The organism is Sphingomonas endophytica (assembly GCF_014199415.1).
Taxonomy (GTDB): domain Bacteria; phylum Pseudomonadota; class Alphaproteobacteria; order Sphingomonadales; family Sphingomonadaceae; genus Sphingomonas; species Sphingomonas endophytica.
In genome coordinates this window covers 123,550-149,030 of record NZ_JACIJN010000001.1, presented here as the reverse complement: position 1 = coordinate 149,030, position 25,481 = coordinate 123,550, and the positions used below count along the sequence as shown (strand labels likewise).

The window sequence follows — 25,481 nt, the reverse complement described above, 5'->3', positions numbered from 1 at the left end:
CCGTTGGATCAGAGCTGGAAATTGATGGCAAGCGCGTAGGTGCGCCCGAAATAGGCGGTGTAGAGCGGGTCCTGACGAACGGTATCGACGGTAAGCCGGTTGGTCTCGTTGGTGATGTTCGACACTTCGGCGATCAGCTTGATATTGTCGGTCAGATTGTACGAGGCCGATGCGTCGACGAAGATCGAACTGGCATTCGACGACGAATCCGCATCGATCGACCCGCTCGGCACCGCGGTCAGGAATGACGAGCGGTAATTGACCGTCGAGCGGATGCTGAACCTGTTGTCTTCGTAATAAAGCGTGCCGCTTGCGGTTTCGCCCGACAGGCCGACCAGCGGCGCGACGCGGGTACGGCCGTTGCCGAGCAGATAGGTGATGTTCGAGCGGACGCGCGTGAAGTTGGCGAGCGCACCGAAGTTGCTGAGCGGCCCCGGCAGGAAGCGGAACGGGAGCTGGACGTTGACCTCGAACCCGCGCAGCGGGCCGCCGGGCGTATTGACGTTGCGTTGTACGCTGAACAGGTCGGTCGGGCGCAATTGCGTTCCCGACAGCAGCGACAGCGGCAGGCCGATATCCTGGAACGGCACCAGCTGCGGCAGCGCCTGGATGTAGGTTTCGATATTCTTGTAGAAATAGCCGACCGATACCAGCGACCCCGGCGCGAAATACCATTCGAGCGCGGCGTCGATCGTGTTGGCGCGGATCGGATCGAGGAACGGATTGCTGAACGAGGCGGTCTGGATGACGAGGTTGGCGGAGCCCGCCGGGATCAACTGTCCGTAGGACGGTCGCGACATGACCCGCGCCGCCGAAAAGCGCGCGATCAGCTCGGGCGTGATGTCGAGCGCGAGGTTCACCGCGGGCAGCCAGTCCTCATAGGAGCGGCTCACCTCCGAAATCACGAACCGCGACGAATAGGCCGATCCGGCGGGCGCCGCGGTGGTGATCGGTCCATAGGTGTCGAGGCTGGTGTGGACATAGCGGACCCCGGCATCGCCGCGTAGCCCAAAGGGCAGCACGTCCTTGGTGTCGAACCGGACCATCAGATAGCCCGACTTGTATTTCTCATCGACGCCGCCGTAGGTGCCGCGCGCGCATTCGATGCTGCAATAAGCGTAATTGTCGAGCCCGACCGCGTTGCGGAACTTGGTCGGATCAACCGAGACGAAATCCTGCAACTGCCCGTCGAGGTTCTTGCCGATGCCCGACGTGGTATAGGTGAAGTCGGCGATCGACACGCCCGCCGGCAAGGTCAGCGGCGTGGTCGTGCCCAATTGGCGTTCGCGCGCAGTATAGCGGTTGGTGCGATACTGGCCGCCCGCGACGAAGGTGAAGCCTTGCGCTGCCTGCCACTCGCCATTCAGCTCGAAGGTCTTGCTGAGGATGACGTTCCGGCGGATGAAGTTCGAGAGCTGCCCCTGCTGATCGCCGTTGGTGAGCGGCGGGCCGTAGCGGAACAGCGCCGGGTTGGTGGTGTCGATCCCGTAGCCGATCTTCGGAATGTCGGGATTGTCGCGAAAGTCGATCGACCAGTCGCGGGTGTCGTTCGAGTCGATCGCGACCTGCAGGCGGTTCACGTCGAGGCGTGATTCGTTGATGCCGACCAGCCCGAACAGCCGGAACGTGTCGGAGAAGCGGTGATCGAGGTTGAGGTTGGCCTGGCGATATTCCGACGTGAAGCGCTCCTCCTGCATCTCCGAGCGCAGATCGACGCCGTCGAAGAGGCCGTGGATCAGCGAGCCGTTGTCATCGACCTCGATCTCGCGCACCGAGGTCAGCGGCTGGCCGTTATTGGAGATGGCACGACCGAACGAGCGTGCGTCGAAATAGGCGTCGAGGCGGTTCACCTTGAAGCGCGAGTAGAGGCCGTCGAGCGAGATGTCGGTATTGTCGCTCGGCTTCCACTGCAACGTCAGCGTTCCGGCGAGGCGCTGCTGGTCCTGGCTGCTCTTCACCGGGCGCGGCAGGCGCGGCAGGAAGACGCCGCCGCCCGGACGACCGCTGACGCCGGTGCGGCTCATGATGTAATCATAGGCCGCCGCAGTGCCGGTACGCGGGTTGTTGGTGCTGCAATTGTTGGCGTCCGCACCGATCCCGACGCCGTTTGGCTGCGTGTAGCCCGGTACGGGGCTGGTCGTCGCTGCGCCGCCGTAACTGTAACCGACCGGCGTGCAGAAGGGGAAGATCACCCCGGCATTCGGCGTGCCGGCGGGCGCGGCCTGGCCGTAGACATAGGTCGGCACGACATCGACCGCCGAATAGGCATATTCGTCGATACGCCGCTTCGAATAAGCGATGCTGCCGAGGATCCCGAACGTGTCGCCGAACTTCTTGGAGACGATCGCGGACAGGCGCGGGTCGATGTCCTTCCTGATGTCGTTGTAGATCCCGCGCGCGGTGCCGGAGAGGACGAAATCCTTCTTCTGGTCGAACGGTCGCGGTGCGCGCAGATCGACGGTCGCGCCCAGCGAGCCTTCCTCGACATCGGCAGACATCGTCTTGCGGACCGACAGCGCCGAGAAGATTTCGGTCGGGAAGGTCACGAAGTCGAACGACCGCCCGGTCGCGACACCGCCGCGGATATCGCTGCCGCTGACCTGCGACACACCCTCCATCCCGTTGATCCGCACGCGCGTGAATTGCGCGCCCAGCCCGCGCACCGAGATGTTGCGCCCCTCACCACCGTCACCGCGCGACAAGGCGACACCCGGGATGCGCTGCATCGACTCCGCAAGGTTGGAATCAGGAAACTTGCCGATATCTTCCGCGACGATGCTGTCGATCGCGGCGGTTTCGTTGCGCTTCTGGTTGAGCGCATTGTTGAGCGCGGCGCGGAAGCCGGTGACGACGATGTCGGCGACTTGCCCCTCGGGCAGTTCCTGGTCCGCGGTGGCGGCTGCCGGGGAGGGCGCCTGCGCGTTGGTCTGCGCCGCGACCGGGGCGGCGGCGGCCATGCTCATGAGGCTGATCGAGACGTACAGATGGCGCTTGTAGCGGTGCTGACTGGTCAAAAGCCCTCTCCCTGCCGGCCGGCGCGCTGCGTTGTGCAATACGGCCGCTGCCTTGTGACAGTCGACCGAGCGCGTCCTTGCCCAGTTGTCAGGTAGCATTGTCAGTCCATGCTGACAATGCTCATCAAGGTTTCATACAGCGCGTCGCGCAAGGGCGTGACGGCGTTGCGTCGCCTCGGCGCGCGCGCGTTCGACCGCTTCGGTCTCGGTGACGTCGAGCAGATGGTCGATGACTCGCGACAGATGGTCGCGCATCGCGTTGCGGGCGTCGACCGGCGACCGTGCCTCCAGCGCGGCAAGGATGCGGCCATGTTCCGCCATGCGGCTTTCGGTGCCGAGGCTGCCGGCCTTGACGAGCACCTCGCGCGCGAGCGGCGAGCGGAAGCGCATGTCCCAGAAGTCGGTCACGGCGGCGATGATGACGGCATTGCCGGTCGCCTCGGCAATCGCGATGTGAAAGCGGCGGTCCGCATCCTCGGCAGCCGATATGTCGCTCTGACCCATCTGCGACAATAACGACCGCAGTTCAGCGAGTTGCGCGGCGTCGATCTCGGTGGCGGCGACCGCGGCGACCTCACCCTCCAGCAGCCGGCGCGCTTCGGTGATCTCGAACGCGCCGATGTCGAGTTCGCGACTCGCGTCGGCGGGGCCGGTGGCGAGCACGAACACGCCCGAGCCTTTGCGTGCCTCGACCAGTCCCTGCATCTCGAGGGCGATCATCGCCTCGCGCACGGTCGGACGGCTCACCCCGAACCGCTCGGTCAGATCGCGCTCGGCAGGCAGACGCGCGCCGACCGGGTAGATGCCGTCCGCGATGTCGGTCATGATCGCGTCAACGATCCCGCGGTACAGTTTGCCGCCACTCTCTGTCTTACGCATCGATCGTCCCGTTTCGTCAGCAGGGCGCATCGATTGCGACGGCGCCAGACCGCCGTCCTAGCGTAACGTGGAGCAGCCGCCAATGTCTGACATGTCTATTGCAAGTGGTCGGGCCGCGACCTAGGCTTGCCGGCGGAGAGGTGCACAGCACCCGACACATGACGGCCGGTGCGATCGCACTCCGGCCGCGAACTAGGGCAGGGTGCGTGATGAAGGTTCGGACTTTCGCAGCGGCGATGTTGTTGACGACCTGCTTGTCGGCCGCCGGAAGCGCGCGTGCGCCACAATCGCACCAGCAGAAGGCGCCGTGGCGCGATGTGACGCCGCGCGCCGGATTGAGCGGGTGGCACAAGGTCGGGGGCAATGCGACCTACGACGTGGCCGACGGCGAGCTGGTCGGGCGCGCCGAGCCGGGCAAGACCAACAGCTGGCTGGTTTCCGACGCGCAATATGGCGACTTCATCATCGAATTCGATGCGAAGACCGATCCGGCGCTCAATTCCGGGGTGATGATCCGCGGTCAGAGCCGCCCCGATTACAGGAACGGCGTCGTCTTTGGTTATCAGGCGGAAATCGACCCCTCCAAGCGGGCGTGGAGCGGCGGGCTCTACGACGAGCAGCGCCGGCAGTGGCTCTACACGCTGGGGCGCAACGAGGCGGCACGCCGGACCTTCCGCTCGGGCGACTGGAACCACTATCGCGTCGAGGCGATCGGCAACCGGCTGCGGACGTGGATCAACGGCGTCCCGGCGGCCGACATCGTCGACGACATGGATGCACGTGGCTTCATCGCCTTTCAGGTACATGCCATCCCCGACGCCGAGGCGGCCCGCCACCCGGAGGCGCGGTTCCGCAACGTGCGGATGATTACCGATCGCCCCGCACGGTTCGCGATGCCAGCCACCGCGCTGCCGCAGCAGGGCTGGCTGTCGAACCGCCTGTCAGAGAACGAACGCCGCGCAGGCTGGAAGCTATTGTGGGACGGACGCACCGGTGCCGGGTGGAAGGCTGCCAAAGGCAACGGTTTTCCGGCAAAGGGCTGGTCGATCGCCGATGGCTTGCTGACCGTCGAGGGTGCGAACGGTGCCGAATCGACCAACGGCGGCGACATCATCACGACCCGCGATTACAAGGACTTCGAGCTGTCGGTGGACTTCCGGCTGACCGAAGGCGCGAACAGCGGCATCAAATATTTCGTCGACCCCGATCTGTCGAAGGGTGAGGGATCGGCGATCGGGCTTGAGTATCAGTTGCTCGACGACGCGCGCCACCCGGACGCCAAACGCGGCCGCGACGGCAATCGCACGCTTGGCTCGCTTTACGACCTCATCCCGGCGCGCAACCTGTCCGACCCGGACAGCCCGGGCAAGCGGATCAACCCGCCAGGCGAGTGGAACCGCGCCGTGATCGTGTCGCGCGGGCGGCATGTCGAACATTGGCTCAACGGCTTCAAGGTCGTCGAATATGAGCGCGGCTCGCCGGCGTTCCGGGCGCTGGTGGCGCAGAGCAAATATGCCAAATGGCCGTCGTTCGGCGAGCGGGCGCAGGGCCCGATCCTGTTGCAGGACCATGGCAATCGGGTCGACTTCCGGTCGATCAAGCTTCGTGAATATTGAGGGGGATGCACCGATGATCGACCGTCGTACGATGTTGACCGGGGCCGGTGCCGCGCTTGGGGTCGCGATCAGCGCGCGCAGCTATGCGCAGATCAGGGGCGCGAACGACCGGCTGCGCGTCGCGGTCGTCGGCGTCAACGGGCGCGGGCAGGCGCATCTCAGCGCCTTCTCCAAGCAGCCGAACGTCAGCATCACCCATCTCGTCGATGTCGACTCCGATGTGCTCGCCAAGCGCGCCGCCGCGTTCGCCGCCAAGGGGAACAGCGGGGTGAAGACCGAGGGCGATTACCGCCGATTGCTGGATCGCAAGGGCGTGGACGTCATCACGGTCGCCACCCCCGATCACTGGCACGCCAAGCTGGCGATCGATGCGATGGATGCCGGGCGTCACTGCTATCTCGAAAAGCCGATCGGCATCGCGCCGGCCGAGGGCGAGGCGTTGATCGCGATGCAGAAGCGGACCGGGCGCACGCTGCAGGTCGGCAACCAGCAGCGATCGAGCCCGGAGACGCAGCAGCTTGGTGCGTTGATCCGCGCCGGCGAGCTGGGGGACGTCTATGAGGCACAGACCTGGTACGCGAACAATCGCGCGTCGATCGGCAAGGGCAACGTCGTGCCGCCGCCTGCCAATCTCAACTGGGACCTGTGGCAGGGACCGCGTCCGCGCGGCGACTATCGCTCGAACCTTGTCCACTATAATTGGCACTGGTTCTGGAGATACGGCACGGGCGAAATCTGCAACAATGCGATGCACGAGCTGGACGTCGCACGGTGGCTGATGGGGCTGACCTATCCCAAGACGGTCACCGCACGCGGCGCAAAGCACTTCCACAAGGGCGACGACTGGGAGATGTACGATTCGCTCGCGCTCGACCTGATCTACGACGGCGATCGCGCGATCCGCTGGAACGGCCAGAGCTGCAACGCGCAGCAGACCTATGGGCGCGGTCGCGGCGTGCTGCTGCTCGGCACCAAGGGCTCGGCGGTGGTCGATCGTAACGGGTTCGAGCTGTTCGATCTGGCGGGCAAGCCGGTGCGGGAGGTGAAGGCCGCGGCGACCTCGGAGACCACCGGGACGGTCGGGGAGGGGGTGCTCGACGTCTATCACGCGCGCAACTTCGTCGACGTGATCCGCGGGAACGCGTCCGCTTTGGCATCGCCGATTGCCGAGGGGCATATCAGCACCACGCTCTGTCATCTCGGCAATATCGCCTATCGTACCAACAGCGAGCTGACGATCGACACCGCCACGGGCAAGCCGGCGGGTGCCGAGGCGATGAAGCTGTGGGCGGTCGATTACCAGCCGGGTTGGGAGGTCAAGGCCTGACCCAGCCGGCGGTCTCGATGCGCGCGTTGCCGGCTACCGGCGAATTGTGCTTTTCTGCGATGGGAACGCGCGTGGAGCTGCATCGCTTCGGCGGCGGTGCGGCGGATGCGCTGGCGCAGGCGGAGCGCGCGATCGAGATGGTCGACGACGCGCTGACGATCCACCGGCCGTCATCGACCACCGCGCTGAACGAGGCGCTGCGCAGCCGCCAGACGGCGACCATCACCGATCCGATCCTCCTCGACGCGCTGATCCGGATCGACGACGCGCGTGCCGCAACCCTGGAGCTGTTCGACCCGACCATCGATGCGCGCCATACGGTAGGCTGGGAAGCGCTGCGGTTCGACAGGCAGGCGGCGACGATTTCCTGCGCCGATCCGATCGCACTGGATTTCGGCGGGTTCGGCAAGGGCTACGCGCTGGACCGTGCGGTGCTGGCGTTGCAGGAAGCGGGGGTAGGGTGCGCCCTGCTGTCGGCCGGGGAGAGTTCGATCGCGGTGATCGGCGAGCATCCGTTGGGCGGCACATGGTCGTTCGCGATTCCCGATCCGCGCCAGCCGGAGGCGACGCTGGTCGAGCTGGAGCTGGTCGACGAGGCGCTGTCGATCTCGGCCACGATCGGCGCCGGCAGCGCCGCGCCCGAGCGCGCCGCGATGCTGCGGCCGGGCGCGCCTTCGCCGGTCACCGCGCCACGCACCGCCATCGTCGTCGATCGCAGCGGGGCGATGGCGGAAATGTTGAGCACCGCCCTCATCGTGGCGGATGACGCCGCCGCGCTCCGGTTGCATGATGGCGCACGACGGATGCGGTTCGATCTCACACCCGCCGCCCCGACCAGGATATTTGTTTGATGACCGACAAGTTCTTCGACCTGACCCGCCGGACCTTCCTCGACCGCGTGCTGATGGCCAGCGCCGGCGGGGTGATGGCGACGGCGACGCCATGGGTCGCGATGGCGGCGGGGGCGGAAACGGCCGGCGCCGGCAAGGTACGACTGGGGGTGATCGGCACCGGCGATCGCGGGCGGGCGCTGATCCAGAACATCGCCAAGACGCGCAACTGCATGGTCGCCGCGCTCTGCGACACTTACGCGCCGAATCTCGCCAAGGCGCGGCAATGGGTGGCGGCGGGAACGCCCGAATTCAGCGACCATCGTGCAATGCTGGACACGCGCGGGCTCGACGCGGTGGTGATCGCGACGCCGCTCCACCGTCACGCGCAGCATACGTTCGACGCGATGGACGCCGGGCTGCACGTCTGGTGCGAGAAGGCGATGGCGCGGACGATCGCCGATTGCGGCGCGATGGTCGAGCGCGCGCGGACGCGGGGCAAGGTGCTCCAGATCGGGCATCAGCGGATGTTCCACCCGACCTATCTCAACGCCTTGCGGCGCGTCAAAGCCGGCGAGATAGGCCCGGTGACGCAGATCCGCGCCAGCTGGCACCGCAACAATGCGTGGCGGCGGCCGGTTCCTGCCGATAGCGACGACCGCCGCATCAACTGGCGGCTTTACCGCGAGAGTTCGGCCGGATTGATGACCGAGCTGGCGACGCATCAGCTACAGGTCGGCAACTGGTTCCTCGACGCGGTGCCGACGCGGGTGATCGGGTCGGGCAGCATCTGCTTCTGGAAGGACGGGCGCGAGGTCTATGACCATGTCGCGCTGATCTACGAATATGCCGGCGGGCGGAAGGTCATCTACACCTCGTTGCTCAACAACGCACGTTATGGGTGTGAGGAGCAGGTGCAGGGCAGCAAGGGCACGATCGAGCCCGAGCTCGGCCGCATCTATCAGGAAGTGCCGCACCGCGCCCTGGCGTTGCAGCGGATGCAGGCCGATGTAAAGCGTGGTCACAAGCGCACGATCCCGATTGGCGGCGCGACCTGGTTCCCGGAGCTGCCGGTGACGACGCCGGGAGAGTCGCTCGGCTGGGGTGAGTATGACGAGACGATGCTGCAGTTCGAGGGCTTCGGCGAGGCGGTGCGAAAAGGCAAGGCGCTGCCGGGGCTGTTGCAGCAGGCCTATTATGCCAGCGTGGCCTCGTTGCTCGGCGAACAGGCGATGGACAAGGGCGAGGCGATGACGTGGCCGACGTCGCTGGTTACGGTTTAAAAGGGGACGACACGATGACGCATTCCGACCGCCGTTCGGTGCTGGGGCTGGGGTTGAGCGCGGGGCTGATGGGTCTGGCCGGCGACGCGCTGGCCCAATCCGCGACGCGGGGTGACGCGCCGACCGAGACCGCGGTCGCCAAGCCGGCGCCCGAGGCCAAATATCGCCTGCCGTTCGCGGTGATCGGCATGGATCACAACCACATCTACGGCATGACCGACGCGATGATCCGTGGGGGCGGGGTGCTGACCAGCTTCTACGCGACCGATCCGCAGCAGATCGCGGCCTTCCGCAAGCGCTACCCCGGCGCGAAGCTGGCGCGGAGCGAGGACGAGATCCTACAGGACCGCGCGATCAAGCTGGTGTGCAGCGCCGCAATCCCCAGCCTGCGCGCGCCGCTCGGCATCCGGGTGATGCGCGCGGGCAAGGATTATCTGAGCGACAAGGCGGCGGTGACGACGCTGGCGCAGCTTGCCGAGGTGCGGCGCGCGATCAAGGAGACCGGGCGCAAATACGGGATCATGTATTCGGAGCGGCTGGAGGTGCCTGCCGCGGTGATGGCCGGGCAGATGGTGCATGACGGCGCGATCGGCCGTGTCATCCAGACGATCAATCTCGCGCCGCATCGCCTGTCGGCGCCCAACCGACCGGAATGGTTCTGGGACCCGGCGCGCAACGGCGGCATCCTGACCGATGTCGGCAGCCACCAGGCCGACCAGTTCGTCTATCTGACCGGCAGCACGCGCGCGCAGGTACTCGCGTCGCAGACCGGCAATTTCGCGCATCCCGAGCATCCCGCCTTCGAGGATTTCGGCGACATGATGCTCCATGGCAGCGGTGGTGCCGGCTATGTGCGCGTCGACTGGTTCACGCCGGACGGCCTGCCGACATGGGGCGACGGACGGCTCTTCATCCTCGGCACCGAGGGTTATATCGAGCTGCGCAAGTACGTCGACATCGCCGGGCGACCGGGTGGCAACCATCTGTTCATCGCCGATCGCAAGGGCACGCGCTACATCGACTGCTCGAAGGTGCCGCTGCCGTTCGGGCCGCAGTTCATCAACGATCTCGTCGAGGGAACGTCGGTGTCGCAGGATCAGGAGGGCGCCTTGCTGGCGGCCGAGCTGGTGCTGACGGCGGAGGCAAAAGCGACACGGGCAACGCCGGGCTAACCCGGAGAGGAGAGCCAACCTCTACCTGAAATATTGATAATCAGCGTTATGTAAACAATCGAATGACGATGGCGAGGGCGGCGGCGATAACGAGCCAGATGCCCCCGTACATCAAAGCCGTGCGCACTGGCACTCGCTGAGCGAGCAAGGCCGAGAGCGGAAAGACCAGCACGAGGATCAGAAGTACTGCCTGCATGCCGTTGTCGGTCACGCCGTCCATTCCCATCCGTCATAGCCGGGTTCGACACGCGCCGGCAGTTCGGCGCAAAGTCCGGCGTAATCCATCGATTGGTCCATATGCACCAGCGCGGTGCGGCCCGGTTTCAATGTCTTCTGCCAGCCGAGCACGGTGGCGAGATCCGGATGGGTCGGGTGCGGCCGGCGGCGCAGCGCGTCGACGATCCAGACATCCAGACCCTGATAGTGACGCGCCATATCGTCCGTCATGGCGCTGATATCGGTGGCATATCCGATGACGTGCCCTCCAGCGGCGAAGCGCAGCCCGGCGGAGGTGATGCTGCCGTGCGGCTGGTCGACGATGCTGACGTCGATCGATCCGACGCGAAGACTATCGGGTAAGTCATTGAGATTGACGGTCGGCGGATAGCCGCTGTTGCCCTGAAAGACATAACCGAACTGACGGCGCAGCGCGGCGGCGGTGCGCGGTCGAGCATAGCCCTCCACCGGGCGGCCGAGCGCGTGGTATACCTGACGAAGATCATCGATTCCAAAGACATGGTCGGCATGTTCGTGCGTCCAGATCACCGCATCGAACGTGTTGACCCCGGCATCGAGCAACTGCTCGCGCATGTCCGGGCTGGTGTCGACGAGGATGCGCGTCCCCTCATGCTCGACGAAAATAGACGATCTTTTCCGACGGTTGCGGGGTTCGTTCGGGTCGCAGTCGCCCCAATCGTTGCCGATCCGGGGAACGCCCGAGGACGTGCCCGAGCCAAGGATGCGGACTTTCACGCCGGAATGGTCTTGCTGAACAAGGCGTGGAAGTTATCCGCGGTATAGGCCTGCAAATCATCGACTTCTTCACCGCGAAGCTTGGCGAGGAACGCGGCGGTGTCGGCGACGAACGCCGGTTCGCCCGGCTTGCCGCGGTGTGGAACAGGCGCGAGAAACGGCGCATCGGTTTCGATCAGGAGCCGCTCGCGGGGCAAGCGGGATGCAGTTTGTTGCAGATCCACCGCGTTGCGGAACGTCACGATGCCCGAAATGGAGATGTAAAGGCCGAGCCGGAGCGCTTCATCGGCGAACGCGCCGCTCGCGGTGAAGCAATGGATCACACCGGTATACGCTCCCTGCTCCATCTCCTCGCGCAAGATCGCCAATGTGTCGGCCTCGGCATCGCGGGTGTGGACGACGATCGGCACCTGCAGCGCGCGCGCGGCGGCGATGTGCGCGCGGAAGCTCGCCTGCTGCCGGGCGCGGTCGGAATGATCATAGTGATAGTCGAGCCCGCTCTCCCCGACCCCGACCACGCGCGGATGCCGGCCGCGCGCGACCAGCTTGGCGGTGTCGACATGCGGATGCGCGTCGGCCTCGTTCGGGTGGATGCCGACCGTCGCCCAGACATCGGGTTCGCGCTCAGCGGTGGCGAGCACCGCATCCCACTCGTTTTCCCGGGTGGCGATGTTGAGCATCGCGGTGACGCCGCGCGCGCGGGCGCGTTCGAGCACCGCCTGCTGTTCCTCGACCAACCCCTTGTAATTGAGGTGGCAATGGCTGTCGGCGAGCATCAGGCCGGCTCCGCTTCCGCCGGCATTTCAAGGCGCGGGAACGCCGGTGCCGGGGTCGCGAGCACGAAGCCCGCCGCCGCCTGTCGCGCATACCAGCCGTCATCGTCGATCGCGGCGTGGCTCCGGTCGTCGACGCCGAGCAGGTCGAGGACGCGCCCCGCCCCGGCCGGCACCACCGGCAGGATCGCGATCGCGAGCATTCGGATCGCGCGGACGAGGGTGCCGAGCACCGCGTGCATCCGCTCGGGATCGGTTTTGCGCAACGCCCATGGCGCCTGCGCGTCGATATATTGGTTGCAGGCGAAGACGCCGCGCATCCACGCCTCGATCCCCTGGCTGAGCAGGAGGTTGCCGAAGCCGGCCTTGAACCCGGCGCAGGCGACGACGACTTCCTCGATCAGCTGCGCGTCCGCGGCCTCGGCGCGCCCAACGTCCGGCAGCGCGCCGCCGAGGTTCTTGGCGATGAACGACAAGGTGCGCTGCGCGAGATTGCCGAAGGCGTTGGCCAGTTCGGCGTTGACGCGCGTCACGATCGCGTCGGCGGCATAGCTGCCGTCCTGCCCGAAACTCACCTCGCGCAGCAGGAAGTAACGCAGCCCGTCGACACCGAAGGCGTTCGCCAGATCAAGCGGATCGACGACGTTGCCGAGGCTCTTCGACATTTTTTCGCCGCGGTGGAGCAGGAAGCCATGCCCGAACACCGTCTTCGGCAAGGCGACCCCGGCGGACATCAGGAACGCCGGCCAATAGACCGAGTGGAAGCGGACGATGTCCTTGCCGATCAGATGCAGGTCGGCGGGCCAGTGCGGCATGTCGCTATCGGGATAGCCGGCGCCGGTCAGATAATTGGTGAGCGCGTCGACCCAGACGTACATGACGTGGCCGGGACTGTCGGGCACCGGCACCCCCCAGTCGAAGCTGGTCCGCGACACCGACAGGTCCGACAGCCCGCCCTCGACGAAGCGCAGGATCTCGTTGCGGCGCGCTTCCGGGCGGATGAAGTCCGGATTGGCGGCGTAGAAGTCGAGCAGCGGCTGCTGGTATCTGGAAAGACGGAAGAACCACGTCTCCTCCGCCGTCCACGTCACCGGCGTGCCCTGCGGAGAAAGCTTGCCCCCCCCTTCCCCGTCGACCAGTTCCTTCTCGTCGTAGAAGGCCTCGTCACGGACCGAGTACCAGCCCTCGTAGCGATCGAGATACAGATCGCCCGCCGCCGCCATCGCGCGCCACAGCGCCTGGCTCGCGACATGATGATCGGGGTCGGTGGTGCGGATGAACCGATCATAACTGATGTTCAAAGCGTCGCACATCGCGCGAAAATGGCCCGACATTTCATCGGCGAGTGCGCGGACCTCAACGCCCTTGTCGCGCGCGGTCTGCACCATTTTCAGCCCGTGTTCGTCGGTGCCGGTCTGAAAGCGGACATCGCGTCCGGCCTGCCGCTGGAAGCGCGCGATCGCGTCGGCGGCGATCGCCTCATAGGCATGGCCGATATGCGGACGGCCGTTGGGATAGCTGATCGCGGTGGTGATATAGAAGGGGTCGCCCATGGCGTCCTCCTAACGCCCTCCATCCCGCGACGCCAGCCGCGCAACGATCCCGGTCAGCTCATAGACGGTGCCCTGTGCGTCGAGCGACAGGCTGCGCGCCGCGGCGGCGACCCGTCGCGCCTCGTCATAGGCGTCGAGCGCGGCGCGCAGCTCGCCACCGACGCGCAGCGCGGTCATGCGCGCGATCACCGTGGGCACGCGATCGAGAAAGGCTTCGTAGCGCGGCTGCGCCGCCTTGGGCGACAGCGCGCGCGCGAGCGCCGCACGCCGGGTGAGCATCGGATCGCCGTCGCGCCCGATCGCCTCGACCGCGGCATCGATCGCGCCGAGATCGAGCCCGGCATAGCCGATCGCGCGGCCCGGTGCCCCTTCGCCGATCCGCACCAGCGCCGCGCGCTCGTCGGGGTCGGCGTCGGGGAGGATGTCGGCGAGGACAGCGGCCATGTCGACGTCGTCGAGCGGGTCGAAGCGCAACAGGCGGCAGCGCGAGCGGATCGTCGGCAGCAATCGCCCGGGCGCATGGCTGACCAGCAAAAACACCGTGCCGGCGGGCGGCTCCTCAAGGCTCTTGAGCAGCGCGTTCGAGGCGCCGGGGCGTTCGAGATCGTCGGCGGCGTCGATCACGATCACGCGCCGCGGCGACAGCGACGGCATGGTGCCGAGAAATGGGCCGAGGCTGCGGATCTGGTCGACCGTGATCGACCGCGCGAGTTCGTCTTCCTTGTCCTTTTTCGCCAGCCGGCGCAGCACGCGCAGATCCGGGTGCGATCCGGCGGCGATCAGCTTTGCGGCGGGATGGTCGTCGGGAACGTCGAGGCCGGGCGGCAGCGATCCCGGCACCATCGCCTCCGCCAGCAGCCGCATCGCCGCCGCCTGCGCGAACGTCCCCTTGCCGACGCCGCGGGGGCCGGCGAGAAGCCACGCATGATGGAGCGCGCCGCCGTTGTTCGCCGCCAGAAAGGCATCGATCGCGGCGCGATGGCCGCGGAGGCGCGTGGTCACGGCAGCAGGTCCGCCAGCGCCGCGAGCATCGCCGCGGTCACGGCTGCCGGCGCGAGGCTTGCGTCGATCCGGGTGAAGCGGGCGGGTTCGCGGGCGGCGAAAGCGTCGAAGGCGGCGGCGACCGCGGCGTGGAAACCCGGATCGCGGCGCGCGAATCGATCGGCGGCGAGCCCGTCACGCGCCGCCGCGCGCGCCGCGCCGATCGCGGCGGGCACCGCCAGCAGGAAGGTGCGATCGGGAAGCAGGCCGTGCGAGCCGAACGCGTGCAACGCGCGGATCGCTTCATCGTCGATCCCGCCCGCCAGCCCCTGATAGGCGCGGGTCGAGTCGAGATAGCGGTCGCAGATCACCCAGCGTCCGGCGTCGAGCGCCGGGCGGATCACCTTCTCGACATGGTCGGCGCGCGCGGCGGCGAACAGCAAGGCTTCGGTGCGCGCGCTCCAGCGCGTCGCGTCGCCGTGCATCAGCAGTGCACGGATCGCCTCCGCGCCCTCGCTGCCGCCGGGCTCGCGCGTGACGATTGCGTCGATGCCGTGCGTTTCCAGCGCGGCGGCGAGCGCACGCGCCTGCGTCGACTTGCCTGCCCCCTCCCCGCCTTCGAGGCTGAGGAACCGCCCCGTCGTCATCCGCGTGGCGCCGGTCAGCCGAACAGCCCGGTCAGCCCGTGCCATGCGCGGCCGAAGAAGCCCGCCTCGCCGACATCGGCGGCCGCGACCAGCGGCATCCGCTGCTCCGGAAGGCCCGGCGACGAGACGACGAGATCGGCGACATGTGCGCCCTGCTTGATCGGCGCCTTGAGCGGGCCGTCATAGACGATCTTGGCGGCGAGCTGCGGCCGGCTGCCCGACGGGATCGTGACCTTGAGGTCGGTCGGTGCGACCAGCTTCACCTCTGACGCGCTGCCGAGCTGGACGGCGGCGGTGCCGACCTCGCGGCCCGCCTTGACCACCGGCTTCGCCTGCCACGCGCGGAAGCCCCATTCCATGAAGCGCACCGACTCGCTGGCGCGCTGGTTGAAGCTGGTCAGCCCGGCCAGCACCATTACCAGCCGCCGGCCGTTCTGCTCCGCCGAGCCGGTGAAGCCATAGCCGGCCTCCTCGGTATGGCCGGTCTTCAGCCCGTCGGCGCCCGCGACGCGGCCGAGCAGCGGATCGCGATTGGCCTGGGTGATCGCCTGACCGGCGCCCATCGTCTTGCCCCAGGTGAAATCACGCCGCGAATAGAATTGCTTGTAGAGCTTCGGATGCTGCTGGATCGTCGCGGCCGCCAGCGTGGCGAGGTCGCGCGCGGTGACATAGGTGACGCCGCCATCGGGCCAGCCATTGGCGGTGCCGAAGTGGCTGTTCTTGAGCCCGAGCTTGGCGGCATCCTCGTTCATCCGCTCGACAAACGCCTGTTCGGTGCCCGAAATCCCCTCGGCCAGCACGATGCACGCGTCGTTCCCCGACAGCGTGACGATGCCGTAGAGCAGGTTCGCGACCGACACGCGCTCGCCCGACGACAGGAACATCGTCGACCCCGCCTGCGGGCCGTGCCACTTCTGCCACGTCTCGGGCCGCACCTCGAACTCGGTGTCGAGCTTCAGGTCGCCGCGCTGGATCATCTGGAAGGCGGTGTAGACCGTCATCATCTTCGCCATCGACGCCGGCGGCATCCGGCGATCGGCGTCGCGCGCGAACAGCACCGCGCCCGACGACAGGTCTTCCATGAACGCGACCGGCGCGGGCGTGTCGAACTGCGGCGCGGCGGCGACGGCCGGCATCGCCAGCGCGACGACGGCAGCGGGAAGCGCGAGAACGGTCAGCAGCTTGGTCATCGAGGGTTCCGTGTAACGAGGCGAGATGGGGCGATCAAAGGACGTGCCATAGCGACGCCGCGCTATGACGCAATCGCATCGGCGAGCAGGCCGACCGACAAGGCGTAGAAGTTCGAGCAGTTATAGTCGAGGATCACGCGGTAATTGCCGGTGAGCAGATAGGCGGTCTGGCCGGGGCCGTCGGGCTCGATCAGCGTCGCCTGGACGTCGTCGGCGAGCGTCCGCCCCTGCGCCGACACGCCCAGCGCACGCCACTCGGCCATCGAGCGCCAGCCGCTGTGGCGCTCGAACACGCGCGGGCAGCGCGGCGAGACCAGCCGGTTGCGGACCTCGGCACGATTGTAGCCGGCCGGCACGTTGACCGCGACGCCCCACGGCTGCCCGCGGCGCCAGCCGGCCTGGACGAAATAATTGCCGATCGATGCCAGCGTGTCGGCTGGCGAATTCCAGATGTCGGCGCGGCCGTCGCCGTCGCCGTCGCGCGCCAGCCGCAGATAGACCGATGGCAGGAACTGCGGGTTGCCCATCGCCCCGGCCCAGCTCCCGGTCAGTTGCGTTCGCGACACGCCGCGGTCGATCATCTTGAGCGCCGCGATGAGCTCGCCCTCGAACAGCGGCCGCCGCCGGCCTTCATAGGCGAGGCTGGCAAGGCTGCGGACCGTATCGAAATTGCCGGTGTAGGATCCGTAGTTGGTCTCGTGGCCCCAGATCGCGACCATGATCTGCTCGGGCACGCCGGTCGCCGCCTCGACGCGCGCGAGCCGGGCGCGCTGCGCCTCGTAGGTCGCGCGCCCGCGCGAGATCCGCGCCGCGTCGACATGCGTGGTGCGATAGGGCGCGAACCGCGGCACCGGCGCATTGGGGCGCGCCTCCGGCTGCTGCTGGTCGAGCGCGACCACGCGCGGGTTGAAGGTCAGCGTCGGCAGCACGCCATCGACCGTCGCGGTCGAGACGCCGGCCGCCAGCGCACGCCCGCGCACCTGCGTCAAATAGGTTCGGAATCCGCTGTCATCCTGCGCCGACGCCATCGCCGGCGCGATCAGGCACGCCCCTGCGGCCAGACCGCGCGTGAGAGTTGTTGCCGCTTTCATGATCGCGCCGTTCTGACACAGCGCATGCGACGGTGGTACCGCAAATCGTCGCGCGGGCGGCACGGATGACCGCAGCATCGGTCAGGGGCTTGAACACGCCCGAGCCTTGCTGCCATAGGCACGCGCACCGCGCGTCTGGAAGAGTGGCCGAGCGGTTTAAGGCACTGGTCTTGAAAACCAGCGAGGGTGCAAGCTCTCCGTGGGTTCGAATCCCACCTCTTCCGCCATCCCCAGCGCTCATCCCTCCCCGGCCAAGCCGCGCTTAGGCGTGCGCAAGCAAGCCTTGGACGCCTAATCACCATCAGGGACGTAGAGAATGGCGCGATCTACTATCGCCCAAAGACAAGAAGGGGAATACGCATGAGCACCACCCGAGCCGCGCTGCTGGCGGGCGCTGCGCTGTTGCTGCCGGCGCTGACCATGCCGGTCGCCGCGCAAACCGCCCCCGCCCCGTCGACCGACGCCGAGCCCGCCGCCGCACCGGCCGACAATGAAGTGGTCGTGACCGGAACACGCGCGCCTGGGCGGAGCCGGCTCGACACCGTCTCGCCGGTCGACGTGCTGACGGGCGACGCGTTGCGCGCGCAGGGCACGACCGAACTGGCCGATGCGCTGTCGACGATTGCACCTTCGGTCGACTTTCCGCGGCAGGCGGCGGTCGACGGCACCGATGCGATCCGCCCCGCGACGCTGCGCGGGCTGTCGCCGGATCAGACTTTGGTGCTCATCAACGGCACGCGGGCGCACACCTCGGCGCTGCTCAACATCAACGGCTCGATCGGGCGCGGGTCGGCAGCGGTCGATCTCAACACGATCCCGACCGTCGCGCTGGACCGCGTCGAGGTGCTGCGCGAGGGCGCGTCGGCGCAATACGGGTCTGACGCGATCGCGGGCGTCATCAACCTGCGGCTGCGCGAGGCGCGCGAGGGCGGCGGCGCGAACGTCACCTTCGGCACCTATGCGACGAACTATGATGCGGCACGGACGTCGCGCTCGGTACGCGACGGCGAGATCGCGACGTTCAGCGGGTGGAAGGGTTTCGCAATCGGCAGCGAGGGGTTCCTGACGCTGTCGGGCGAATATGTGACGCGCCAGCCGACCAACCGCGCCGACCTCGATCCGCGTGGGCTGACGACGCCGCGGATCCGCGCACGGTTCGGCGATCCGGAGGTCGAACAGGGTACGGTCTACGTCAATGCCGCGGCGCCGCTCGGCGACGGCAACTGGACCGCTTATGCCAATGGCGGCTTCCAGCAGCGTGACAGCAAGAGCGGCGCCTTCCCGCGCGTCGCCAATGCCAGCAACCTGAATGCCGACGCGCTGATCGGCCTGTACCCGGACGGGTTCCTGCCGCTGATCGGCTCGCGCTCGAAGGATTACAACGCCACCGTGGGGGTGCGCGGCGATCTGGGCGGGTGGAACACCGACCTGACCGTGAGCTATGGCCGCAACACGATCGACTTCGAGACGCGCAACTCGGGGAACGCCACCTACGGCAGCGCCTCGCCGCGCGATTTCGACAGCGGCCAGCTACGCTACGATCAGCTGACCGCCGGGCTCGATCTGGCGCGCGAATATACGCTGGGCGCGGCAGTCATCAACATCGCGGCGGGCGGCGAATATCGTCGCGAAGGCTTTGCGATCGGGGCCGGACAGCCGGAGAGCTACAATCGCGCGGCGGGGGCACTGAGCACGCTGGGCTCTGGCGCGCAGGGCTTTGTCGGGTTCCAGCCCGACAACGAGGTCGACGTCCATCGCAGCAACGGCAGCCTCTACCTCGATGTCGAGGCGCGGCTTTGGGACAAATTGACGTTCGGTGCCGCCGCGCGGGGCGAGAGCTATTCGGATTTCGGCGAAACCGCGACCGCCAAACTCTCGGCGCGCTATGACGTCACGCCATGGCTGGCGTTCCGCGGATCGGTGTCGACCGGTTTCCGCGCCCCGTCGCTCCAGCAGCAATATTATACGTCGACGCAATCGCTGGTGAACGGCAACGTCCTTCAGGAAACCGGGCTTTATCCGGTGTCGAGCGACATCGCGCGTGCGCTCGGCGCCTTGCCGCTCGATCCGGAGAAGTCACGCAACTATTCGGCCGGAACGGTGGTGCGCTTTGGCGGCTTCAGCCTGACGGTGGATGGCTATCACATCCGCATTCGCGACCAGATCGCGCTGTCGGAGAACATCCAGGCGTCGGCAAGCACGCAGGTCGGCAATCTGCTCGCCCCGTTCCGGGTGCAGGCGGCGCGCTTCTTCATCAATGGCGTCCAGACCACGACGAAGGGACTCGACATCGTCGCGGCCTATACGCTGCGCACCGAGCGCCTCGGCAGCTTCAACCTGAGCGCGGCGGCCAACCTGAACGACATTTCGGTCGATCGCATCCCGACCTCGACCGCGGCGCTGAACCCGGCGCCGAGCCTGTTCGGGCGCAACCGCATCCTGACGATCGAACAGGGCACGCCGCGCACCAAGATCGTCGGCGCGGTCGACTGGCGCGGCGAGGCGCTGGGCGCGACGCTTCGTGCGGTCCATTATGGCGATGTGCTGCAACCCGGTACGGTGGTCGCGAACGATGTCTATACCGGTCGCAACACGATCATCGATCTGGAAGGGCGGTATCGCTTCAACGACAATGTCACGCTGGCGCTGGGGGCAGAGAATCTCTTCGACATCTACCCGAACACCACGCCGGCCGCGCTCAACAACAATGGCGTGACCGCCTTTCCCTATTACTCGCCGTTCGGGTTCAATGGCCGGCAGATCTACGGGCGACTCAACCTGACCTGGTAAGCCGGTGCGCGCCGTCGTGGTTCACGGATCGCGGCGGCGGCGCTATGCGGAGCGCCATGCGAAATCTTCTTCTTGCCGTCGCCGCCCTGCTGCCCTTCACCGGCAGCGCCGGGGCGGAGACGATCCTCTTCGTCGGCAACAGCTTCACGTTCGGCGCCAACACGCCGGTGCGGGTGCTGAACGCCGACCGCGTCACCGATCTGAACAATGAGCGGATCGGCGGTGTGCCCGGCCTGTTCAAGCGCTTCGCCGAACAGGCCGGGCTCGACTGGCAGGTCTCGCTCGAAACTTCCGGGGGAAAGACGCTGGGCTGGCATCTGGCCGAGCGGCGGGCGCTGCTCGATCGCCGCTGGGATCATGTCGTCCTGCAGGAATATAGCACGCTCGACCCCGTTCGGCCGGGCGATCCCGCGGCGACGATCGCCGATGCCAGGCGCATCGCCGACCTGCTGCGTGCGCGCAATCCGCAGGTCGCGATCACCCTTACCGCCACCTGGACGCGCCCCGATCTCGTGTTCCTGCCGGGCAAGCGCTGGTCGGGCGCGCCGGTGGAGGCGATGGCCAACGACCTGCGCCGTGGCATCGACAGCGCGGCGCGGCGTGCGAAGGCCGATGTCGCGCCGGTCGGTCAGGCGTTCACCTGCGCGATCCGCAGCGGTGTCGCGGACGCCAATCCATACGACGGGATCGACTATACCCGCGTGCCGCTATGGTCCTACGATCATTATCACGCGAGCAGCTTCGGCTATTATCTGGAGGCGCTGGTCGTCTTCGCGCGGGTGACCGGGGTCGACCCCCGGACGTTGGGCGGGCGCGAGGCGGCGGCGGGCGAGCTCGGTTTCTCGGAGGCCGAGACGGTCGCGCTCCAGCTATCTGCCCATGAGGCGATTGCGACCAACGGTGGCTGCGGCCGATAGGGCCACGGGGCGCGCGGCTTCATCGCGGAGCAAGATCGTTCCCTCCATAACGCGGAGAGAACGAACGATGTTCGAGGTTGCGTCATCGAAAACCACTATCGTCGCCACCGACGTCCGCGCCGACGGACGAAGGTGCTTGCCTTCACGATCTTCCTGACCTTGGTCGCGCTCGCCAGCGCCGGCCTGTGCCTGTTCGCGCTGAAGGGGTGAGCCCCCGCCCCTACACCCCGGCGTCGCGGATCGTCTCCATGGCGACGAAGGTCGAGGTGCTGGCGACATGCGGGAGCGAGGAGATGCGCTCGCCGAGCACCTCGCGATAGCGGCGGATGTCGGCGGTGCGCACCTTGAGCAGATAATCGAAGCTGCTCGCGATCATGTGGCATTCCTCGACCTCGGGGATGCGCAGTACCGCGCGGCGGAACTCCTCGAGCGCAGTCTCGCGGGTGTCGGACAGTTTGACCTCGGTGAAGGCGACGTGGTCGAGCCCGAGCCGCGCCGGGTCGACGATCGCGCGAAAGCCGCGGATGTAGCCGCCCTCGATCAGCCGCCGTAGCCGTACCTGACACGGGGTCTTCGACAGACCGACCCGCCGGGCGAGTTCGGTGACGGACAACCGCCCCTCGGCGCGCAGCGCATCGATGATGCGCCGGTCGAACGCGTCGATCGGCGCGGATGCGAGCGCTTTCTGGTCCGTTCGCTCTGTCATGACCGCCCAAATAGCTTCGTTCGGCACATCGATGCGTCATATTCGGTCGGATTGCCAGAGCATCTTCCACTATGGAGCGGGCATCACGAGAGGATGTTCCGCGATGCGCGCCGCTTTGCCCCCGTTCGCCGATTTCGCCCCGCCGGTTCGCGCGCAGAGCGCGTTGCGGCACGCGATCACCGCTGCCTACCGCCGCAGCGAGCCCGAGTGCCTCGCGCCGCTGCTCGACGCCGCGAGCTTGCCGGGCGATCTGGCCGAGGCCACGGCGGCGACCGCCACCGCGTTGGTCAGTGCGCTGCGCGCCAAGCACAAGGGCACCGGCGTCGAGGGGCTGGTGCAGGAATATGCCTTGTCGAGCCAGGAGGGCGTGGCACTGATGTGCCTGGCCGAGGCGTTGCTGCGCATCCCCGACACCGCGACGCGCGATGCGCTGATCCGCGACAAGATCGCGGGCGGCGACTGGCGGGCGCATGTCGGCGACGGTCGCTCGCTGTTCGTCAACGCCGCAAGCTGGGGGCTGGTCGTGACCGGCAAGCTGACCGGCAGCGTCAACGACAGCGGGCTGAGCGCTGCGCTGACCCGGCTGATCGCGCGCGCGGGCGAGCCGGTGATCCGCCGCGGGGTCGATATGGCGATGCGGATGATGGGCGAGCAGTTCGTCACCGGCGAGACGATCGGCGAGGCGCTGAGGCGCGCGCGGCCGCTGGAGGCGCGCGGCTTCCGCTACAGCTATGACATGCTCGGCGAGGCGGCGACCACCGCGGCGGATGCCAACCGCTATTACCGCGACTATGAGGAAGCGGTGAAGGCGATCGGCGCGGCGTCGGCCGGGCGCGGGATCTACGAAGGGCCGGGGATCTCGATCAAGCTGTCGGCGCTTCACCCGCGCTACGTCCGCGCGCAGGCGGAGCGGGTGATGGCCGAATTGCTGCCGCGCGTGAAGGCGCTGGCGCTGCTCGCCAAGCACCATGACATCGGGCTGAACATCGACGCAGAGGAAGCCGATCGGCTCGAATTGTCGCTCGACTTGCTCGAAAGCCTCGCGACCGATCGCGATCTCGCCGGCTGGGACGGCCTCGGCTTCGTGGTGCAGGCCTATGGCAAGCGCTGCCCGTTCGTGATCGACTGGATCGTCGACCTCGCGCGGCGTGCCGGACGGCGGATCATGGTCCGGCTGGTCAAGGGCGCCTATTGGGACGCCGAGATCAAGCGCGCGCAGGTCGACGGCCTCGCCGACTTCCCGGTCTATACGCGCAAGGTCCATACCGATGTCGCCTATACCGCCTGCGCGCGGAAGCTGCTGGCGGCGCGCGACGCGGTGTTCCCGCAGTTCGCGACGCACAATGCGCAGACGCTGAGCGCGATCTATCATCTCGCCGGGCCGGACTTCACGGTCGGCGACTATGAGTTCCAGTGCCTGCACGGCATGGGCGAGCCCTTGTATGACGAGGTGGTCGGCGCGGCGAAGCTCAACCGTCCGTGTCGGATCTACGCGCCGGTCGGCACCCACGAGACCTTGCTCGCCTATCTCGTCCGGCGACTGCTCGAGAACGGTGCCAATTCGTCGTTCGTCAACCGGATCGCCGATCCCGATGTGGCGATCGCCGACCTGGTCGCCGATCCGGTCGAGACGGTGCGGCGGATGGCGTCACCGGGGCAGAAGAACCCGCAGATCGCCTTGCCGCGCGAGCTGTACGGGATGCGGCTCAACTCTGCCGGGCTCGACCTGAGCGACGAGACGGTATTGGCATCGTTGAGCGGGACGCTGGCGGCGGAAGGGCCGTGGCAGGCGGGCACCGTCGGTTCGGAGCGGCCGGTTCTCAACCCCGGGGATCACCGCGAGCAGGTCGGCACGGTGCGCGAGATGTCGGTCGCGCAGGCGCAGGCCGCGGCACGCGACACGACCGCCGCGGCGGCAGACTGGGCGGCGCGCGTGCCGGCCGAGCGGGCGGCAGTCCTCGACCGTGCCGCCGACGCGATGCAGGCGCGGATGCCGCAACTGCTCGCGCTGATCGTCCGCGAGGCGGGCAAGTCGCTGCCCAACGCCATCGCCGAGGTGCGCGAGGCGATCGACTTCCTGCGCTATTATGCCGAACAGGCGCGTTCGACGCTCGGTGCAGGGCATCGCCCGCTCGGCGTGGTGACGTGTATCAGCCCGTGGAACTTCCCGCTCGCGATCTTCACCGGGCAGGTCGCCGCCGCGCTGGTCGCGGGCAATGCGGTGCTCGCCAAGCCCGCGGAAGAGACGCCGCTGATCGCGGCACAGGGCGTGGCGATCCTCCATGAGGCGGGGGTGCCGCGCGCGGTGTTGCAGCTGGTGCCCGGCGACGGCGCGATCGGCGCGGCGCTGGTGGCGGCGCCCGAGACGATGGGGGTGATGTTCACCGGCTCGACCGAGGTCGCGCGGCTGATCCAGCGCGAGCTGGCCCAGCGGCTGCTGCCCGACGGCGCGCCGATCCCGTTCATCGCGGAAACCGGCGGGCAGAATGCGATGATCGTCGATTCCTCGGCGCTCGCCGAACAGGTGGTGGCGGATGTGATCGCCTCCGCCTTCGACAGCGCCGGGCAACGTTGCTCGGCGCTGCGGATCCTGTGCCTTCAGGAGGAAATTGCCGATCGCACGCTGACGATGATCCGCGGCGCGCTGCACGAATTGTCGATCGGGCGCACCGACCGGCTGGCGGTCGATATCGGCCCGGTCATCAGCGCCGAGGCCCAGGCGACGGTCGACACGCATATCGCGACGATGCGCGCGCGCGGGCTCCGCGTCGAGCAGGTCGCGCTGTCGGGCGATACTGCGAACGGCACCTTCGTCCCGCCGACGATCGTCGAGCTGAACGACATCGCCGAGCTGGAGCGTGAGGTGTTCGGCCCGGTGCTGCACGTCGTGCGCTTCCGCCGCGCCGAACTCGACCGGTTGATCGACCGGATCAACGCCACCGGCTACGGACTGACCTTCGGACTGCATACCCGGCTCGACGAAACGATCGCGCACGTCACCAGCCGCGTGAAGGCCGGCAATCTGTACATCAACCGCAACGTGATCGGCGCGGTGGTCGGGGTCCAGCCGTTCGGCGGGCGCGGGCTGTCGGGAACCGGACCCAAGGCGGGCGGGCCATTGTACCTCGGGCGGCTGGTCGCCGGGGCGGCGCTGCCGCCGCCGGTGGTCTGCGACCATGCCGATCCGGCGGCGCGCGACCTGGCGATGCGGCTGGAGGAGCGCGGCGAGCCGGCGGCGGCGGCGCGGGTCCGAGACGCGATCGCCGCCTCGATGCTGGGCGCGGAGATCGAGCTGGCCGGGCCGGTCGGCGAGCGCAATCTTTATGCGCTGCATCCGCGCGGCCGGGTGCTGGCGCTGCCGACGACCCGCGCCGGGCTGTTCGAGCAACTGGGGGTCGCGCTCGCCGCCGGCAATGACGTCGTGGTCGGCGACGCCGCGGCGGTGCGCGAGGCGCTGTCGCTGCTGCCCGACACGGCGGCAGCGCGGGTGCGGGTTTGCGAGGACTGGCGGCGGGAGCCGGCGTACGCCGGGGCGCTGATCGAGGGCGATCACGAAAAGGTCGGCGCGGCGCTCGCCACGCTCGCGGCGCTGCCCGGCCCGATCGTCCTGCCGCAGGTGGCGAGCGCGGGGTATCGGCTCGACTGGCTGGTCGAGGAAGTCTCGACCTCGATCAACACCACCGCGGCGGGCGGCAACGCCAGCCTGATGAGCCTGAATTGACGTTGATGTAGGTAAAGCG

19 protein-coding genes and 1 tRNA gene are annotated in these 25,481 nt (G+C 67.7%); 9 read left to right on the top strand and 11 right to left on the bottom strand.

Going from position 1 to position 25,481, the window contains the following annotated elements; translation table 11 throughout:
• Nucleotides 1–8: 8 nt before the first annotated feature.
• Both FHS97_RS00580 and FHS97_RS00575 read right to left on the bottom strand, forming a co-directional pair.
• The gene (locus FHS97_RS00580) at nt 9–3,014 is read right to left on the bottom strand and encodes a TonB-dependent receptor (protein ID WP_246346354.1); all 3,006 of its coding nucleotides are present in this window, start codon (nt 3,012–3,014) and stop codon (nt 9–11) included.
• A gap of 132 nt (nt 3,015–3,146) precedes the next feature.
• The gene (locus tag FHS97_RS00575) at nt 3,147–3,893 is read right to left on the bottom strand and encodes a FadR/GntR family transcriptional regulator (protein WP_184032390.1); all 747 of its coding nucleotides are present in this window, start codon (nt 3,891–3,893) and stop codon (nt 3,147–3,149) included.
• Between the two features lie 209 nt (nt 3,894–4,102).
• On the opposite strand from FHS97_RS00575, the gene FHS97_RS00570 reads away from it, so the two are divergent.
• The 5 genes from FHS97_RS00570 to FHS97_RS00550 all read left to right on the top strand — a co-directional run bounded on the left by FHS97_RS00570 (nt 4,103) and on the right by FHS97_RS00550 (nt 10,121).
• The gene (locus FHS97_RS00570; protein ID WP_184032388.1) at nt 4,103–5,509 is read left to right on the top strand and encodes a 3-keto-disaccharide hydrolase; all 1,407 of its coding nucleotides are present in this window, start codon (nt 4,103–4,105) and stop codon (nt 5,507–5,509) included.
• Nucleotides 5,510–5,522: 13 nt separating this feature from the next.
• On the top strand, nt 5,523–6,836 hold the full coding sequence (locus tag FHS97_RS00565; RefSeq protein ID WP_184032386.1) for a Gfo/Idh/MocA family protein: 1,314 nt from the start codon (nt 5,523–5,525) through the stop codon (nt 6,834–6,836).
• 71 nt (nt 6,837–6,907) lie between these two features.
• On the top strand, nt 6,908–7,687 hold the full coding sequence (locus FHS97_RS00560) for an FAD:protein FMN transferase (RefSeq protein WP_184032384.1): 780 nt from the start codon (nt 6,908–6,910) through the stop codon (nt 7,685–7,687).
• Entirely contained in the window at nt 7,687–8,949 is a 1,263-nt protein-coding gene (locus FHS97_RS00555) for a Gfo/Idh/MocA family protein (RefSeq protein ID WP_184032383.1), read from the top strand. The genes FHS97_RS00560 and FHS97_RS00555 overlap by 1 nt, the downstream gene beginning before the upstream one ends.
• 14 nt (nt 8,950–8,963) lie before the next feature.
• Nucleotides 8,964–10,121: a Gfo/Idh/MocA family protein gene (locus tag FHS97_RS00550; protein ID WP_184032382.1), complete on the top strand. Its 1,158-nt coding sequence runs from the start codon at nt 8,964–8,966 to the stop codon at nt 10,119–10,121.
• 46 nt (nt 10,122–10,167) lie between these two features.
• Here FHS97_RS00550 and FHS97_RS00545 read toward each other — a convergent pair whose 3' ends face one another.
• The 8 genes from FHS97_RS00545 to FHS97_RS00510 all read right to left on the bottom strand — a co-directional run bounded on the left by FHS97_RS00545 (nt 10,168) and on the right by FHS97_RS00510 (nt 17,328).
• Nucleotides 10,168–10,332 (bottom strand): hypothetical protein, encoded by a 165-nt coding sequence (locus FHS97_RS00545; RefSeq protein WP_184032381.1) that lies wholly within the window; start codon nt 10,330–10,332, stop codon nt 10,168–10,170.
• Nucleotides 10,329–11,093: an MBL fold metallo-hydrolase gene (locus tag FHS97_RS00540; RefSeq protein WP_184032380.1), complete on the bottom strand. Its 765-nt coding sequence runs from the start codon at nt 11,091–11,093 to the stop codon at nt 10,329–10,331. The genes FHS97_RS00545 and FHS97_RS00540 overlap by 4 nt, the downstream gene beginning before the upstream one ends.
• Nucleotides 11,090–11,869 carry a TatD family hydrolase gene (locus FHS97_RS00535; protein ID WP_184032379.1) on the bottom strand — a complete coding sequence of 260 codons (780 nt, stop codon included), beginning with the start codon at nt 11,867–11,869 and terminating at the stop codon, nt 11,090–11,092. The genes FHS97_RS00540 and FHS97_RS00535 overlap by 4 nt, the downstream gene beginning before the upstream one ends.
• A complete protein-coding gene (gene metG / locus FHS97_RS00530; protein ID WP_184032378.1) occupies nt 11,869–13,419 on the bottom strand; it encodes a methionine--tRNA ligase in 1,551 nt (516 codons plus the stop codon). Before metG ends, FHS97_RS00535 begins: the two co-directional genes overlap by 1 nt.
• A 9-nt stretch (nt 13,420–13,428) precedes the next feature.
• Nucleotides 13,429–14,421 carry a DNA polymerase III subunit delta' gene (locus FHS97_RS00525; protein WP_184032377.1) on the bottom strand — a complete coding sequence of 331 codons (993 nt, stop codon included), beginning with the start codon at nt 14,419–14,421 and terminating at the stop codon, nt 13,429–13,431.
• A complete protein-coding gene (gene tmk, locus FHS97_RS00520; protein WP_184032376.1) occupies nt 14,418–15,047 on the bottom strand; it encodes a dTMP kinase in 630 nt (209 codons plus the stop codon). The genes FHS97_RS00525 and tmk overlap by 4 nt, the downstream gene beginning before the upstream one ends.
• A 14-nt stretch (nt 15,048–15,061) precedes the next feature.
• The gene (locus tag FHS97_RS00515) at nt 15,062–16,237 is read right to left on the bottom strand and encodes a D-alanyl-D-alanine carboxypeptidase family protein (protein WP_184032375.1); all 1,176 of its coding nucleotides are present in this window, start codon (nt 16,235–16,237) and stop codon (nt 15,062–15,064) included.
• 62 nt (nt 16,238–16,299) lie between these two features.
• The gene (locus tag FHS97_RS00510; RefSeq protein ID WP_184032374.1) at nt 16,300–17,328 is read right to left on the bottom strand and encodes a lytic murein transglycosylase; all 1,029 of its coding nucleotides are present in this window, start codon (nt 17,326–17,328) and stop codon (nt 16,300–16,302) included.
• 137 nt (nt 17,329–17,465) lie between these two features.
• Between FHS97_RS00510 and FHS97_RS00505 the strand changes: the two genes are divergently transcribed.
• The 3 genes from FHS97_RS00505 (at nt 17,466) to FHS97_RS00495 (ending at nt 21,035) form a co-directional block, all read left to right on the top strand.
• Nucleotides 17,466–17,555, top strand: a tRNA-Ser gene (locus tag FHS97_RS00505).
• Between the two features lie 133 nt (nt 17,556–17,688).
• Entirely contained in the window at nt 17,689–20,118 is a 2,430-nt protein-coding gene (locus tag FHS97_RS00500; RefSeq protein ID WP_184032372.1) for a TonB-dependent receptor plug domain-containing protein, read from the top strand.
• A gap of 56 nt (nt 20,119–20,174) precedes the next feature.
• Nucleotides 20,175–21,035, top strand: a complete 861-nt coding sequence (locus tag FHS97_RS00495; RefSeq protein WP_184032371.1) for an SGNH/GDSL hydrolase family protein — start codon at nt 20,175–20,177, stop codon at nt 21,033–21,035.
• A gap of 220 nt (nt 21,036–21,255) precedes the next feature.
• Here the strand turns inward: FHS97_RS00495 and FHS97_RS00490 are convergent, their stop codons facing one another.
• On the bottom strand, nt 21,256–21,741 hold the full coding sequence (locus FHS97_RS00490) for an Lrp/AsnC family transcriptional regulator (RefSeq protein WP_184032370.1): 486 nt from the start codon (nt 21,739–21,741) through the stop codon (nt 21,256–21,258).
• 103 nt (nt 21,742–21,844) lie between these two features.
• Here FHS97_RS00490 and putA point away from each other — a divergent pair, with 103 nt between their 5' ends.
• Nucleotides 21,845–25,462, top strand: a complete 3,618-nt coding sequence (putA, locus tag FHS97_RS00485; protein ID WP_184032369.1) for a trifunctional transcriptional regulator/proline dehydrogenase/L-glutamate gamma-semialdehyde dehydrogenase — start codon at nt 21,845–21,847, stop codon at nt 25,460–25,462.
• Nucleotides 25,463–25,481: the final 19 nt, after the last annotated feature.